The sequence below is a fragment of the Roseomonas alba genome (assembly GCF_019430885.1).
Classification (GTDB): Bacteria; Pseudomonadota; Alphaproteobacteria; order Acetobacterales; family Acetobacteraceae; genus Neoroseomonas; species Neoroseomonas alba.
In genome coordinates, this window is sequence record NZ_JAHYBZ010000002.1 from 74504 (window position 1) to 89184 (window position 14681).

At 70.6% G+C, this 14681-nt stretch carries 14 protein-coding genes; 6 read left to right on the forward strand and 8 right to left on the reverse strand.

Going from position 1 to position 14681, the window contains the following annotated elements:
- Positions 1–26: 26 nt before the first annotated feature.
- From KPL78_RS04780 to KPL78_RS04790, 3 genes are all read right to left on the reverse strand, one after another.
- Positions 27–1058, reverse strand: coding sequence for a PhoH family protein (locus tag KPL78_RS04780; RefSeq protein WP_219762516.1), 1032 nt, complete (start codon positions 1056–1058; stop codon positions 27–29).
- A 14-nt stretch (positions 1059–1072) separates the two neighbouring features.
- Positions 1073–2452 (reverse strand): tRNA (N6-isopentenyl adenosine(37)-C2)-methylthiotransferase MiaB, encoded by a 1380-nt coding sequence (gene miaB, locus KPL78_RS04785; protein WP_219761781.1) that lies wholly within the window; start codon positions 2450–2452, stop codon positions 1073–1075.
- 531 nt (positions 2453–2983) lie between these two features.
- Positions 2984–3904, reverse strand: a complete 921-nt coding sequence (locus KPL78_RS04790; protein WP_219761782.1) for a lysophospholipid acyltransferase family protein — start codon at positions 3902–3904, stop codon at positions 2984–2986.
- A 120-nt stretch (positions 3905–4024) separates the two neighbouring features.
- Between KPL78_RS04790 and KPL78_RS04795 the strand changes: the two genes are divergently transcribed.
- Positions 4025–4987, forward strand: coding sequence for a Bug family tripartite tricarboxylate transporter substrate binding protein (locus tag KPL78_RS04795; RefSeq protein ID WP_219761783.1), 963 nt, complete (start codon positions 4025–4027; stop codon positions 4985–4987).
- Here KPL78_RS04795 and KPL78_RS04800 read toward each other — a convergent pair.
- Positions 4974–6008, reverse strand: a complete 1035-nt coding sequence (locus tag KPL78_RS04800) for an NAD/NADP-dependent octopine/nopaline dehydrogenase family protein (protein WP_219761784.1) — start codon at positions 6006–6008, stop codon at positions 4974–4976. The two genes, KPL78_RS04795 and KPL78_RS04800, sit on opposite strands and share 14 nt — an antisense overlap.
- Before the next feature lie 136 nt (positions 6009–6144).
- On the opposite strand from KPL78_RS04800, the gene KPL78_RS04805 reads away from it, so the two are divergent.
- Complete coding sequence (locus tag KPL78_RS04805) at positions 6145–7158, forward strand: NAD-dependent epimerase/dehydratase family protein (RefSeq protein ID WP_219761785.1); 1014 nt, start codon at positions 6145–6147, stop codon at positions 7156–7158.
- Positions 7155–8117 carry a Bug family tripartite tricarboxylate transporter substrate binding protein gene (locus KPL78_RS04810; RefSeq protein WP_219761786.1) on the forward strand — a complete coding sequence of 321 codons (963 nt, stop codon included), beginning with the start codon at positions 7155–7157 and terminating at the stop codon, positions 8115–8117. Before KPL78_RS04805 ends, KPL78_RS04810 begins: the two co-directional genes overlap by 4 nt.
- A gap of 42 nt (positions 8118–8159) precedes the next feature.
- On the opposite strand, the gene KPL78_RS04815 is transcribed toward KPL78_RS04810, so the two are convergent.
- The 4 genes from KPL78_RS04815 to KPL78_RS04830 form a co-directional block, all read right to left on the reverse strand.
- Positions 8160–9014, reverse strand: a complete 855-nt coding sequence (locus KPL78_RS04815) for a LysR family transcriptional regulator (protein WP_219761787.1) — start codon at positions 9012–9014, stop codon at positions 8160–8162.
- A gap of 640 nt (positions 9015–9654) precedes the next feature.
- Positions 9655–10326: a helix-turn-helix transcriptional regulator gene (locus KPL78_RS04820; protein WP_219761788.1), complete on the reverse strand. Its 672-nt coding sequence runs from the start codon at positions 10324–10326 to the stop codon at positions 9655–9657.
- On the reverse strand, positions 10327–10851 hold the full coding sequence (locus KPL78_RS04825) for a chromate transporter (RefSeq protein ID WP_219761789.1): 525 nt from the start codon (positions 10849–10851) through the stop codon (positions 10327–10329). It abuts the gene before it with no gap.
- The gene (locus tag KPL78_RS04830; protein WP_219761790.1) at positions 10848–11405 is read right to left on the reverse strand and encodes a chromate transporter; all 558 of its coding nucleotides are present in this window, start codon (positions 11403–11405) and stop codon (positions 10848–10850) included. Before KPL78_RS04830 ends, KPL78_RS04825 begins: the two co-directional genes overlap by 4 nt.
- A 140-nt stretch (positions 11406–11545) precedes the next feature.
- Here KPL78_RS04830 and KPL78_RS04835 point away from each other — a divergent pair, with 140 nt between their 5' ends.
- The 3 genes from KPL78_RS04835 (at position 11546) to fabF (ending at position 14324) form a co-directional block, all read left to right on the forward strand.
- Positions 11546–12523 (forward strand): Bug family tripartite tricarboxylate transporter substrate binding protein, encoded by a 978-nt coding sequence (locus KPL78_RS04835; protein ID WP_219761791.1) that lies wholly within the window; start codon positions 11546–11548, stop codon positions 12521–12523.
- A gap of 248 nt (positions 12524–12771) precedes the next feature.
- Positions 12772–13011, forward strand: a complete 240-nt coding sequence (locus tag KPL78_RS04840; RefSeq protein WP_168040410.1) for an acyl carrier protein — start codon at positions 12772–12774, stop codon at positions 13009–13011.
- Positions 13012–13040: 29 nt separating this feature from the next.
- Positions 13041–14324, forward strand: coding sequence for a beta-ketoacyl-ACP synthase II (fabF, locus tag KPL78_RS04845; RefSeq protein WP_219761792.1), 1284 nt, complete (start codon positions 13041–13043; stop codon positions 14322–14324).
- Positions 14325–14681: the final 357 nt, after the last annotated feature.

Sequence of the window (14681 nt, forward strand, 5' to 3'; positions counted from 1 at the left end):
GCGCAACACGACCACGGCCGGGACGGCTACTTCCCGGTTCCATACTTCTCCTTCTTCGCCCGACTCTGCTCGTCGGCCTGCCCATAGGCGGCGACGATCCGGGCCACCAGCGGATGCCTTACCACATCCCGCTCCGCAAATCGCGTGACACCGATCCCATCCACGCCATTGAGAATGCGCAGCGCCTCGATCAGCCCCGAAGGCTGTCCGGCGGGCAGGTCCACCTGGGTCGGGTCGCCGGTCACGACCATGCGCGACCCCTCGCCCATGCGGGTGAGGAACATCTTCATCTGGGCGGGGGTGGTGTTCTGCGCCTCGTCCAGGATGGCGTAGCAATGGGCGAGCGTGCGGCCGCGCATGAAGGCGAGGGGGGCGATCTCGATCTCGCCTCGCTCGATGCGCTTGGCCACCTGGTCGGGTGGCAGCATGTCGTTCAACGCGTCGTAGAGCGGGCGGAGATAGGGATCGACCTTCTCCTTCATGTCGCCGGGCAGGAAGCCGAGGCGCTCGCCGGCCTCGACCGCCGGGCGCGACAGCACGATGCGATCGACCCGCCCGGTCTGCAGCAGCGCGACGCCCTGCGCGACGGCCAGATAGGTCTTGCCGGTGCCGGCCGGGCCGACACCGAAGACCATCTCGCGCTGGGCAAGCATCTCGATATAGGCGCCCTGGGCCGGGGAGCGCGGGGCGATCGCTCCCTTGCGGGTGCGGATGGCCGGCAGGTCGCGCAGCGGCAGGCGGGGTTCGCCCTGCTCGGCGCCGCCCTCGGCCAGGCGCAGCGCCGCTTCGACCTCCGCTGTTCCCACGTGTTGTCCTCGTTCCAGCCGTTTCCACAGCGCCAGCAGCGCCGCCTCTGCCATCTCGGTCCGATCCGCGCCACCGGAGATGGCGATGCGGTTGCCCCGTGACGAGAGCCTGACGCCGAGGACCTGTTCGATCCGGGCCAGGTGCCGGTCATGCTCGCCATGGAGCAGGGGCAACAGGACGTTGTCGTCGAATTGCAGCGTGACGGAGCGTCGCTCGGCGTCGCTGCGGGTATCGGTGGCGCGAAGGGCGATGGTCTGGGTGTTGCTCAAGCGGCCGGTCTCTCCCTGGGCTCGGCGTTGTGGGGGGCGGCAAGCGCCCCGGTCAGAGAATTGGGGTGCCCGGCGAGGATCCGCACCGGCACGACCTGTCCGGCGAGATCGGCGGGCCCATCGAAATGCACCGGGTTCAGCCAGGGGGTGCGCCCCGCCATCTGGCCGGGATGGCGCCCCGGGCCGGTGACCAGCACCTCGGCCAGCATGCCGGCGCGGGAGCGGTTGAAGGCGGTCTGCTGGTCGCGCAGCAGGGCCTGGATTTCGGCGAGGCGCGTGTCCTTGACCGCCTCGTCCACCTGTCCGGCCATGGTCGAGGCGGGCGTGCCGGGGCGGGCGGAATACTTGAAGGAGAAGGCCTGAGCGAAGCCGATATCGCGGATCAGCGCCAAGGTTGCGGCGTGGTCGGCATCGGATTCGCCGGGGTGGCCGGCGATAATGTCGGTGGACAGGGCGAGGTCCGGTCGCGCCGCGCGCAGGCGGTCCACCAGCCGGCGGTAGTCGTCGGCCGTATGGCCGCGGTTCATCATCTTGAGCACGCGGTCGGAGCCCGATTGGACGGGCAGGTGCAGGAAGGGCATGAGCGCCGGGGTATCGCCATGGGCGGCGATCAGGTCGTCATCCATGTCGCGCGGATGGGACGTGGTGTAGCGGATGCGGGCGAGGCCCTCGATTTCCGCCAGCCGGCGGATCAGGCGGCCAAGCGTCCAGGGGCCCCCATCCGGCCCTTCGCCATGCCAGGCATTCACGTTCTGGCCGAGCAGGGTGATCTCCCGCGCGCCCAGGGACACCAACCGTTCGGCCTCGGCGACCAGGGCCGCGACGGGGCGGGAATATTCCGATCCCCGTGTGTAGGGCACGACGCAGAAGGAACAGAACTTGTCGCAGCCCTCCTGCACTGTCAGGAAGGCCGTCACGCCCTGGGGCGCCGTGGTCTCGGGCAGGTGGTCGAACTTGTCCTCGGGCGGGAACTCGGTCTCGATCACCGCGCCGGCGGCGCGGGAGGCGCGGGCGACCATCTCCGGCAGGCGGTGATAGGATTGCGGGCCGAGCACGATGTCCACCCAGGGGGCGCGGGCGGTGATCTCGGCGCCTTCGGCCTGGGCGACGCAGCCGGCGACGGCGATGACCATGTCGCCGCCGCGGGCCTGCTTGGCCTCGCGCAGCCGGCCGAGGTCGGAGAACACCTTCTCCGTCGCCTTTTCCCGGATGTGGCAGGTGTTGAGGATGACCATGTCGGCCTCCTCCGCCTCCTCGGTGGGCGCATAGCCGAGCGGGGCCAGGACATCCGCCATCCGGGCGCTGTCATAGACATTCATCTGGCAGCCCCAGGTGCGGATCAGAAGGCGCTTCCGAGGGGTCGTGCTGTCGGTCATTCGGGTCAGGCTCCGCCGGCCTGGCCGCCAACAGGGCGGCCATGGCTGGCGGGGGAGATGCGCACCGCAGCGACGCGGGTCAAGCGACGGGGACTCCGAAGCGGGTCTTCATGAGCTGAAGCGTGACCGGCCGGTCGAGCCCGGGTCAAGCATTCCTGCGTGACATCCCGGGTGATGTCGCGCGGGGCGGGTGAGCGTCGGGTCACGCGCGGCCGGGCATGGCGGGATGGCGCCTCGGGAGGGACTTTGCCTCTCCCGAACCCATCCCGGCAAAGGCCGAAAGGCCTTTGCAAACCTCGACCTGGCGCCGGATGCGACTGGCGGGCCCAGTGCCGAAAGCAGCCCATGCACAGAGAACGCGCCGGGAAAGCATGGATTGCCCGTTCTGCCCGGCGCCAAGTGACGGTTTCCAAAGGCCTTGGGCCCTTGGCGGCGTGGTTTGGAGGGGCAGGGCCCCTCCCATTGCCCAACCTCACCATGCAGTTCTGAACGCCGTCGGCACAAAATCCCGCCTGCGGGCCCTTTCCGCCGTCACCCCGGCATGTTCATCCGCAGCGGCGCCACCGGCCGGTTCTGCCGCAGCAGGGCGGCCCCTTCGGCCACCACGTCGCTGGTCGCCGCCGTCAGCGCCTTGCGATCCGGGAAGGCCTTCGGGTCGGCCGGCTCGTGCAGCAGCACCGTCGCCCGCGCGCCGGTGCGTCGCGCGATGCGCCAGAAATGGGAGGCGATGTCCATGTCGCCGTACCAGGCGAACAGCGGCCGGTCGCGCCGGCAGGCCGGCAGGCCGCCGAGCCGGTCATAGACCAGCGAGACCGGCTGCACCTGTTGTGCGTCCTGCGCCACGGCGAGGAAGGAGGACCGGAAGGGCAGCACCCGCGTCCCGTCATTCGAGGTGCCCTCGGGGAACAGGATGATGCTGCCGCCGGAGGTCAGGCGCTCGCGGATCGCCTCGGCTTCCTTGCCGGTCGCGCCACGGGTGCGGCTGACGAAGATGGTGCGGCCGAGGGTCGCGATGGTGCCGGCGATCGGCCATTGGCCGACCTCGGCCTTGGCGACGAAGGCCGCTTCCAGCACCGAGCCCAGCACCAGCACGTCGAGCCAGGAGGAATGGTTCGATACGAACAGCACCGAACTTCCCGGCGCGGGCTTGCCCACCACCTGCACCTTCAGCCCGATCAGCCGGCAGAGGATCGCGTGGTAGGTCCGCGCGAAGCGGATCGAACTGCGGCCCGGGATGCGGATCAGCACGACCTGGATCGGCACCGCGATCAGCGTCCAGAGGAAGGCGGCGGCGATGCGGCGCACCGCCCGGAAGCGCCCGCCGAGCGGCCGGGGCTCCATCACATCCGCCCAGGCGGCGCCGGGGATCCAGGGTTGGAAGTTCAGCGGCGACCGCCGACGCAGCCGGCGGGGCTTCAGGGCTTCCTCGGGGGCGCGGGCTACGGCTTCCATAAGCGCCCCAGGTAGCGCGCGCATCATGGCGGGGCAATGAAGCCTTCGCGTCGGGCGCGTGAATCCTTGCCGTCGACCCCGTGGCACGGAAGCATGGCCGCCCCACCGGAGAGACCGCCGATGCCGATGTTCCGCCGCGCCCTGCTGGGCTGCCTCGCCCTGCCTGCCATTGCCCGCGCGCAGGGCGCCTGGACGCCGGACCGTCCCGTCCGCCTCGTGGTGCCGTTCGCGCCTGGCGGATCGCAGGACGTGCTGGGGCGGCTGTTTGCCCAATCCGTCCAGGCCGCCGGCCAGCAAGTGGTGGTCGAGAACCGTGCCGGCGCCGGCGGCATCCTGGGCGGGGAGGCGGTGGCGCGCGGCCCGGCGGACGGGCTGTCGCTGCTGCTCGCCACCGCCGGGCAGACCACCATCCCGAAGGCGATCGGCCGGCGCATGCCGTATGACCCCGACACGGATCTCACCCCGGTAACGCAGTTGCTGGACAGCCCCGTCGCGCTGCTGGCCGGCCCGAACCTGCCGGTGAGCGATGCCGCGGGGCTGATCGCCTATGCCCGGGCCGCGCCGGCTCCGCTGCCCTATGCCTCCACGGGCATCGGTACGAACACGCACCTGATCATGGAGGACCTGAAAGCGCGCGAGCGGCTGAACGTCGAGCACGTGCCCTATCGCGGCGCGGCGGCGGCCTTCAACGACCTGCTGGCGGGGCGCATCGCGCTGATGTTCGTCTCGGTGCCCTCGGTGCTGGGCTTCTCCGGCGGAGCGCTGAAGGTGGTGGCGACGACGGGCGCGACACGCTTCCCCAGCCTGCCCGACGTGCCGACCCTGACCGAGGGGGCGGTGCCCGGCTTCACCGCCAGCATCTGGACCGGGCTTTCCGTGCGCGCCGGCACGCCGCCGGCCGCCATCGCCTTCTGGCAGCAGGCCTTCACCCGGGCGCTGGCGGAACCCGCGCTGCGGGAACGGCTGGATGGCCTCGGCGCCACGCCGGCGCCAAGCGATCCCGCCGCCTTCGGGGCGCTGATGCGCGATGACCTGGCACGCTGGCAGCGTGTCGTCGCGCCGCTGAACATCAGCCTCGACTGAGCAGGTCCGGCAGCCGCGCGAGATCGAGGCCATCGAGCAGCGGATTCTCGCGCAGGCCGCGGCCCCACAGGGTTTCCAGCACCGTGACCGTGCCCTCGGTCACGGGCATGGGTTGGCCGATGGCCGCGGCGACCGCGAGGTAGAAGGCCAGGCCATAGGGCACGTCCTCGGTGACGTAGCGCGTCTCCATGCTGGTCGGGCCGGCGACGGAGCCGCGGCCGCGCTCGATCGCCGCGGTCATCTCGTGCAGCGGGCCGTGCGGCACGCCGTTCGTGCGATGCAGGTTCTCGGCGACGCTCGGCGGGCTGTGGCCGAAGCGTGCGGCGAGCGCGTCACGCTCCGCGCCCAGCGCCTCCATCAGCCGGCAGACCGCAGGCGTCATCAGCCCATACTGGCCCCAGGACTCCTGCTTCTCGATGCGGGTGACATTGCCCAGCGCCAGCGCGGCATGGGCGATGGGATTGGCGTTGATGAAGGCGGCGGCCAGCGCATCCGGCACGGTCGGCCAGCGATTGCCGAACAGCGCCTCGGCCAGTGCGGCCATCTGTGGCGCCGCGGGGCCGGGCAGGGCGCCCATCTCGGCCTCGGCGCGGATGGCGGCGACGCGCACCCGGTCCGGCGCCAGCCGGCGCCCGGTCAGCGGCGTGGTCGCCATGGCGCCCACCGGCGCGCCGGGCCCGCGCAGTCGTGCGACGGCAAGCGGCGCCAGCGACGCTGCCGGTGCGATCAGCAGCGGGAGATCCTTCGGGATCGCCGCGGCGATGCGGGGCAGCACCACGGGGAAGGCATAGGCCGGCACTGTCAGCAGGGCGGCATCGGCACCGGCGAAGGCCTGCTCCAACGTCGCCGCCACGGTGACCGGAAAGGTTCCCTCCAGCACGCCCTCGGCATGCAAGATACCATCCAGGCCCCGCGTGCCGGCGCCGGAGGGCGACCACAGGACCGCCGCGTGGCCACGGCTGACCGCAAGGGCCGCTGTCGCCGGGCCGATCGCCCCGGCCCCGAGAACTGCGAGACGCATGCGGCCAAGCCTGCGCGGGCTGGCATCCAGTGGCAAGGCCGGGAATGGGAGAGGCCCGGTGGCCCCCTAGCCGGGCAGGCGATCCCGCGCGATCATCCCGGCCGGGAAATCGTCCGAGAGAGGGATTCGAACGCGCATGACTGCCGCGGTGCCGGTCGCCGGCCATAAATTCATTATCGTGGGCGGGGCGAGCCTCGTGGGCTCCGCCACCGCCGCCGAGTTGCTCGATGCCGGCGCGTCCGAGGTCGTGCTCTTCGACAATTTCTCGATGGGCTCCGAACAGGCCATCGCGCATATCAGGGACAATCCGCGGCTGAAGACCGTGCGCGGCGACGTGATGCGCCTGCCGGACCTGCTGCGCGCGATGGAAGGCTGCGACGGGGCGCTGCTGCTCGCCGCCTACATGACGCTGAACATGGATCGCGATCCCTGGGGCGGGTTGGACGTCAATGTCCGCGGCGTACAGAACGCGCTGGAGGCGGCGCGGGCGAACAAGGTGAAGAAGGTCGTCTTCGCGTCGTCGAATGCCGTCTATGGCTATGGACCCGGCGTGAAGGGCGATCTGGTGGAGGAGACGCCGTTCTTCTCGGTGGGCGCACCGCCGGCGGCGATCCTCTATGGCGCGACCAAGATCATCGGCGAGCAGCTCTGCCGTGACGCCAAGCGCCGCTTCGGGCTGGACTATGTCGTGCTGCGCTACTCGACCGTCTATGGTGAGCGGCAGCACTACCGCGCGGCGAACGCGCTCTACATCATCGAGACCTGGGACAAGGTGAAGAAGGGCGAACGCCCGCAGGTCTATGGCGACGGGTCGGAGACCAAGCACTTCGTCTATGTCGGTGACCTGGCACGCGCGAACCGCATGGCCTTCGAGGCCGATGCGACCGATGTCGCGGTCAACACCTCGGGCCCCAGGCCGGTGACGACGCTCGAACTGGTGAAGATGGTCACCGCGCTCGCGGGCAGCGGCATCGAACCGGAATTCGTCGGCGACACGCCGGGCAAGGTGCGCCTGACCTCGGGCGGCGCCTTCCGCATCGCGCACGAACAAGCCTTCAAGGCCATCGGCTGGAAGCCGCAGGTCGAGATGGAAGAAGGGCTGAAGCGCCTGATGGCGTGGATCGAAAGCAACGAAGGGAAGACGTCGTGACCATCACCCGCCGCAGCCTGATTGCCGCAACCCTCGCCGCGCCCGGGATCGCGCCGGCGCTGGCCCAGACCAACCGGTTCCCGGATCGGCCGGTCGAACTCGTCGTCGGCTTCACGCCGGGCGGTGCGACGGATCTCGATGCGCGGGCGATCGCGCCGCTGTTGGAAAAGCGCCTGGGCGGCACCGTCGTGGTGGTGAACCGGCCCGGTGCCGGTGGCGAAGTCGCGCTCGCTTCCGTCGCGCGGGCGCGGCCGGATGGGCATACGCTCGGCACGACGAACATGCCGGGGCTGCTGACCATCCCCATCGAGCGCCGCGCGCAGTTCAACGTGACGGATTTCGCGGGCGTGGCGAATCTCGTCACCGATCCGAATGCCATCACGGTGCATCAGGACAGCCCGTGGCGGAGCATGGAGGACATCCTCGGCGCCGCGCGGGCACGGCCGGACCAGGTGACCTTCGCCTCGACCGGCGTCGGCACGGACGACCACCTGCTGTTGGTGCTGATGCAGAAGGCGACCAACACCAGCTTCATCCACGTCGTCTTCCAGGGGGATCCGCAGCTCTTCACCGCGATCCTCGGCAAGCAGGTGGATGTGCTGGGGCTCAATCTCGGCCCCGTCTCCGCCAATCCGGACAAGCTGCGCACGGTGGCCATGGCGGGCGCGACGCGCAGCCGTTTCCGCCCCGAGGTGCCGACGCTGAAGGAACTTGGAATCGACGTGGTGATGGGGTCGGAACGCGGCGTGGTGGCGCCGGCGGCGACGCCGCCAGCGGTCCTCGCCAAGCTGCGCGAGGCCATGGCCGATGCGGCGAAGGACCCGGAATTCGCCCGCATCCTGCAGACCCGCTTCACCGAACCCGGCTTCGAGGATGGCGAGGCCTGGTTCACCCGCCTGCGCGGGTTGCAGGAGGGCTACCGCACCCTGTGGGAACGGACCCCCTGGGCGCAGCACTGACGCTGTGCGCTTTCGGCGGCGGGATGCGTCCCGCCGCCGCGACTACCCTGCCAGCGCGACGCTGTCGCGGATGAAGCCGATCAGCGGATCGACCAGCGCCGAGCGCCCCTCAGCATCGCCGAACAGGCACATTTCCGCCGTGCCGCAGTCCGGCAGGCCGGGCCGTTCCTCCAGCCCCGGCGGCAGCCCCGTGCGGCCCAGCACCGTCGTCGCGAAGCCCGCCTGCGCCGCCGCCGCGACGCCGGGCAGGGAGGCCGAGGTGAACACCACCTCGAAGGCCAAGCCCGCGCGTGCCAGGGCGGCCAGCGCGCGGTCGCGGAACATGCAGCCCTGCGGCAGCATCGCGATGGGCAATGGTCGGTCGGTCGGCGGCTCCCAGCCCGGGGCGGCGACCCAGACGATGGTTTCGGTGAAGAGTGGGCGGCCCTCGGTTTCCCCGTCGCGCCGTTTGCCGAGCACCAGGTCGAGCGCGCCATCCGCCATGGCCGCGCGCAATTCATGGCTGCGGCCGACCTCGACTTCCAGCCGCACCTCGGGATAGGCCTGCGTGAAGCGCGCCAGCACCGGCGCCAGGTTGCGCGGGATGAAATGGTCCGCGACGCCGAGCCGCAGCCGCCCGGTGACGGGTGGCGCGATCATCCGCCGCACGGCCTCGTCATTCAGCGCCAGCATGCGCCGTGCGTAGGCGAGCAGGGTCTCGCCCTCCCGCGTCAGCGCGACGCCGCGACCGCCACGGTCCAGCACGCGCTTGCCGAGGATCTCCTCGAGCCGCTTCACCTTCAGGCTGATGGCGGACTGCGTCAGGCCGAGCGCCGTGCCGGCGGCGGTGAAGCCGCCCCGCTCGGCGACGGTCACGAAGCCGCGTAGCAGGTCGAGGTCGAGATCCGGGACGCGCATGGCATGAGGAACCATCATGGGGCCGAGCGGGTCAATGGAGGGGGCGTGCTGTTACCCCGGTATGGTGCCTGCATGGACACGAAGGGCCCGCTGATAACCCCCCGGTAGGAACCGGAGGGGCGATGCCCCTCCGGACCACCCCGCCAGGTGCTTCGAGCACCTGGACCGCAGACTATAGGCGCCGGGCGGCAGGGTCGTGTTCCCCATCGAAACACCTTGCGGGCGCAAATGCGGGCTTCGGCGTCGCTTCTGCCAGGCGCGCGAAGAGTGGGGCAATGGTGCATCGGGGAAGGGCTCTGCCTTCCCCCGAACCCCCACCCGCCAAAGGCCCAAGGCCTTTGGGAACCGTCACCTGGCGCCAGGCGCCGCCGGCAGAATGGTGCCGAGACCCGCTCCTGCGCACCAAAGGGCATTCGGCGGGGGCCAAATACCCGTTGCGCCCGGCGCCAGAAGATTGCGTTCCCAGTGCTCCAAGCACTTGGCGGGGTGTGGTTCGGAGAGGGGCGGCGCCCCTCTCCGATCGCCCGCCGCGCCTTAATCGTCGCGCGCATGGGGCAACGCCCCTCCAACTCCACAGCGCAGGACAGGGCAAGCTATCGGCCGGGGAACCGCAGAGATGAGTCGGCCTCCATTCCGGCCATCAATCCTCCTGCAGCGCCCGCCATTCCGCCAACAGCACGCGCCGGCGCCGCGGCATGCGCTCGGGCAGCGCGGTGGCCGTCGCGATCCGGTCCAGCCGGAAGTGCCGGAAGTCGCTGCGCAGCTCGCACCAGGCGGCGAGCACTTCGCTGGCTTCGAAGAAGCCGATGAGGACCGGCCAGACCACGCGCTCCGTCGCGCTGGCCTTCTTGTCGCTGTAGGATAGGCGGAGCTTGCGTTCCTCCCGCAGCGCCTGGCGGATGGCGGTGAGGGGCGCGCCGGCGCCGCTGTGGCGGGCGACGACCAGGCCGCTGTCCTCCGCGGCCTCCTGCTGGGGGGAGGGGAGGACGGCGGCGATCTTGGCGAGGGCGTTCTCGGCGGCCTCGGCGAGGGCTGCGTCGCCGCGGCCGGCGGCCAGGCGCAGCCCGAGCATCAGGGCGTCCGTCTCCTCGGCGTCGAACATCAGGGGCGGCAGGAAGAAGCCTGCGCGCAGGACGTAGCCGATTCCGGCCTCGCCTTCGATCGGCGCGCCCTGGGCGATCAGCGTGGCGATGTCGCGATAGACGGTGCGCGGCGAGATGCCGAGTTCCTCGGCGAGCGTCGCGGCGCTGACCGGCCGGCGGCGGCGGCGCAGGGACTGCATCAGGGCGAGCAGCCGGCCGCTGCGCGCCATCTACAGCACCAGCGCGCCGACGATGGCCCCGCCGATTAGTATCCAGAGTGGCGAATAGTCGGTGCGCCAGACGAACAGCGTCGAACAGACCGTCAGCGTGACGGCGATCCAGCTGATGGCCGCACCCTGCGCGAGGATGAGGCCCGAGGCCGCGATCAGCCCGACCGCGACGGGCACCAGCCCGCGTTCGAAGACCCGCAGCCAGAAGCGGCCGGCGAGGCGCGTGCGCAGCCGGGAGAAGCCGAAGGCCATCAGCGAGGTCGGCAGCGTCATGGCCATTACCGCGGTGAGCATCCCGAGGACGCCACCGACATGCCAGCCGAACAGCCCGACGACCAATACGTTCGGTCCCGGCGCGGCCTGGGCGAGGGCGAACCGGCGGGCGAAGTCGGCATCCGACATCCAGCCATGCACCTCGACCACCAGGCGGTGCATCTCAGGCAGCACGGCGATGCCGCCGCCGACCGAGACCAGGGAAATCGCTCCGAAGCCGAAGACGAGTTGCCAGAATATGGTCGGCGTCACGACCGCAGCACCCGCCAGGCGCAGGCAACGCCGACCGGCCCGAGGCCGAGCACCACCCAGGGCAGCGGCACGCGGAAGATGCCCGCCGCGACCAGGGAACAGAGCCCGACAGCAAGCAGGGACGGGGGCGGGCGGATCTTCCCGGTCATCTTGGCCGCGGTGCCCATCACCATCCCCGCCGCGGCTGCGGCGATGCCGGCGAGGATGCCCTTGACCAGCGGCACTTGGCCGTAGGCGTCGTAGAAGGTCGCGAGGCCCGCCAGCAGCACCAGCGGCCCACCGAACATGGCGACGGGGGCGGCGATGGCGCCGGCCGTGCCGTGGAAGCGGTCGCCTACCATGATCGCCGCGTTCAGGGCGTTCGGGCCGGGCAGCACCTGCCCCAGGCCGAGTGTCTCGGCGTATTCCTGGTCGGTCAGCCAACGCTTTTCCTCGACGAGGACGCGCCGGGCCCAGGCGTTGATGCCCCCGAACCCGATCAGCCCGATCTTCCCGTAGACGAGGAAGAGGTCGAGCACGGTCGGGGTGGGGCGCGGCGGGTCGGGGTCGGTCATGCCGTGACAGGGGACTGCGCACCGCGCGCGGGATCAATCCCCCGCCCTGGAGTCGCAGCCCCGCTTTTCGCGCAACCCGGATGGGACTAAAGGCCCCGAGGATACGCCGGCCTTCGCAAACAAAACGAAAGATGGCTCTTATGAAAAACACCCGTCGAAGCCTGCTGGGCGCCCTGGCTGCGCCGGCGCTGCTGAGCCTGCCGGCCGCCGCCCAGGACGCCGCCTTCCCGAACCGCCCTATCCGCATCCTGCTGGCCTTCGCGCCGGGCGGCGGCACGGACCTGATCGCCCGCACGGTGGCGAGCGCCATGCAGGGCGTGCTGGGCCAGCCCGTGGTGGTCGAGAACCGCCCCGGCGCCGGCGGCAACATCGCGACCGAGGCCGCCGCGACCGCCCGCCCGGACGGCTACACGGTCCTGATGGGCAATCACGGCCCGATGAGCGTGAACGTCTCGCTGTTCCGCAACATGCGCATCGATCCGGAACAGGTGCTGGAACCGATCGGCCTCGTGGCGGACGCGCCGCTGGTGGTCGTGGTGGGCCCGAAATCCCGTGCGCGGACCCTGCCGGAACTGCTGGCGGAGATCCGCGCGGCCAACGGGGCGTCGACCTATGGGTCGGCCTCCAATGGGTCGGCAAGCCACCTCGCGGCCGCACTGATGCTGCAGATGGCCGGGCTGCGGGCCGAGCACGTCCCGTTCCGCGGCGCCGCCCCGGCACTGACGGATGTCGTTGCCGGCAACCTCGACTTCATGATCACCACCCTGCCGTCGGTGGTCGGGCTGATCAGCGGCGGGCAGGTGCGCCCGCTGGCGGTGACCGGCGAGGGCCGGATCGCCGTCCTGCCCGATGTGCCGCCCGTGGCGGACACCATCCCCGGCTACAAGGCGACGGCCTGGTACGGGCTGCTGGTGCCGCGCGGCACGCCGGCCGACATCCAGGCCAAGCTCTATGGCGCCATGCGCCAGGCCCTGGCCAATCCCGACGTGATCCGCCGCCTGCGCGACGAGGGCGCGGAGCCCTCGACCATGGACGGCAAGGGCTTCGCCGAGCTGATTCGCTGGGAACGCGAGCGCTGGGCCCAGGTGATCCGCCAGGCCAGCATAACGGTGGATTGAGCTTCCGCCGGCCGGGCCCATGTGTGGCCCGGCCGCTACAGGCGCAGCCCGCCGGCCACGGTCCAACCGCCCGGTCGGGGGCTCGGCCCTTGACCGGCCCTGCCTGGAACGCCTAGGCCGCGCGACGCTTCCATGATAAGCGCCGGGCTCCGCGGGGGCCCGGGGGCGAGTCCGGCCGGCACCGGGCGGAACCCGCAATCGGCATTTTCGCACGGGCCAGGCCCGGCAGAACGGAGAGAGTAAACGCGATGAGCGACACCGCCGAGAAGGTGAAGAAGATCGTCGTCGAGCACCTGGGCGTCGAAGAGGCCAAGGTGACGCCGGAAGCGTCGTTCATCGACGACCTGGGCGCGGACAGCCTCGACACGGTCGAGCTGGTCATGGCCTTCGAGGAGGCCTTCGGCGTCGAGATCCCCGACGATGCGGCCGAGAAGATCACGACCGTGAAGGACGCGATCGACTACATCGAGAAGCAGAAGGGCGAGTAAAGCCTGCGACTGGCTGGGGGGTAGAGCGCGTGTTCCAGAACGGCTTCTCGCCGCGACGTGTCGTCGTCACCGGCATGGGCATCGCCTGCCCGCTCGGCCTCGGGGTCGAGCGCGTATGGAAAAAGATGCTGGAAGGCGAGTCCGGCATCGGCAGCATCCAGTCCTTCGATGTCTCCGCCCTGCCGGCCAAGATCGCCGGCCAGATTCCGGCCGGCACCAAGGCGGATGGGCGGCTCGACCTCTCCGAATGGATCCCGATCAAGGACCAGAAGAAGATGGACCGCTTCATCCAGTTCGCGCTCGTCGCGGCTGCGGAAGCGGTCGAGGATTCCGGCTGGCATCCCGACGACGAGGAGGAGCGCTGCCGCACCGGCGTGATGATCGGCTCGGGCATCGGCGGGCTCGAGACGATCGATGAATCGGCGCGGCTCGCCGCCCAGGGGAAGTCGCGGCGCATCTCGCCCTTCTTCATCCCCTCGGCGCTGATCAACCTCGCTTCCGGTCAGGTCTCGATCAAGTACGGCTTCAAGGGCCCGAACCACTCCGTGGTGACGGCCTGCGCGACCGGCGTGCATGCGCTGGGTGACGCGGCGCGTCTCATCGCCCTCGGCGATGCGGATGTGATGGTCGCCGGCGGGGCCGAGGCCGCCGTCTGCGAACTCGGCGTCGCCGGCTTCTGCGCGGCGCGGGCCCTGTCCACCGCCTTCAACGACACGCCGACCGCGGCGTCCCGTCCCTGGGACGAGGGCCGCGACGGCTTCGTGATGGGCGAGGGCGCGGGCGTGCTGGTGCTCGAGGAGTTGGAGCACGCCAAGGCCCGTGGCGCGAAGATCTATGCCGAGGTCATCGGCTACGGCATGTCGGGCGATGCCTATCACATCACCGCCCCGGCCGAGGGCCATGAAGGCGCCTTCCGCGCCATGAAGGCGGCGCTGGCCTCGGCCGGCCTCGCGCCGGGCGATATCCAGTACGTCAATGCCCACGGCACTTCGACGCCGCTCGGCGACGACCTGGAACTGGAGGCGGTGGAGCGGCTGTTCGGGGACGACGCGCGCGGCGTCGCCATGTCCTCGACCAAGTCGGCGATCGGGCATCTGCTGGGGGCGGCCGGCGCGGTGGAGGGAATCTTCTCGATCCTCGCCATCCGGGACAATGTTGCGCCACCGACGCTGAATCTGGAAAAGCCGTCGCGCGAGAGCGTGATCGACCGCGTGGCCCTGCAGGCGCAGCCGCGCAGGATCGACGTGGCGCTGTCGAACTCCTTCGGCTTCGGCGGGACGAACGCCAGCATCGTCTTCAAGGCGGCGCCCTGAGGATGGTGCGCCAGGGAGGGGCTTTGGCCTCTCTCCGGACATTGGCGACGAGGGGGCGGGTTTTGAGCGTCCCCGCTCTGCCACTGTGGAACCGAGAGGGGCTTTGCCCCTCTCGGGCTCACCCCACCAAAGGCCGAAAGGCCTTTGGAAACCCCAACTTGGCGCTGTCCGCCATTGCTGGAATGGTGACAGAATCCGCATTCGCGCACCAAGCGCGTTTGGCGGGGGCAGCACGTCCGTCGTGCCCGGTCCAGAAGATTGCGTTCCAAGTGCTCCAGGCACCAGCGGCACCCAGTAGCGTTGCGAAGCAAGGTCAATGGGAACCCGGTGGTGGGGTCGTTTGGAAGGGCAGAGCCC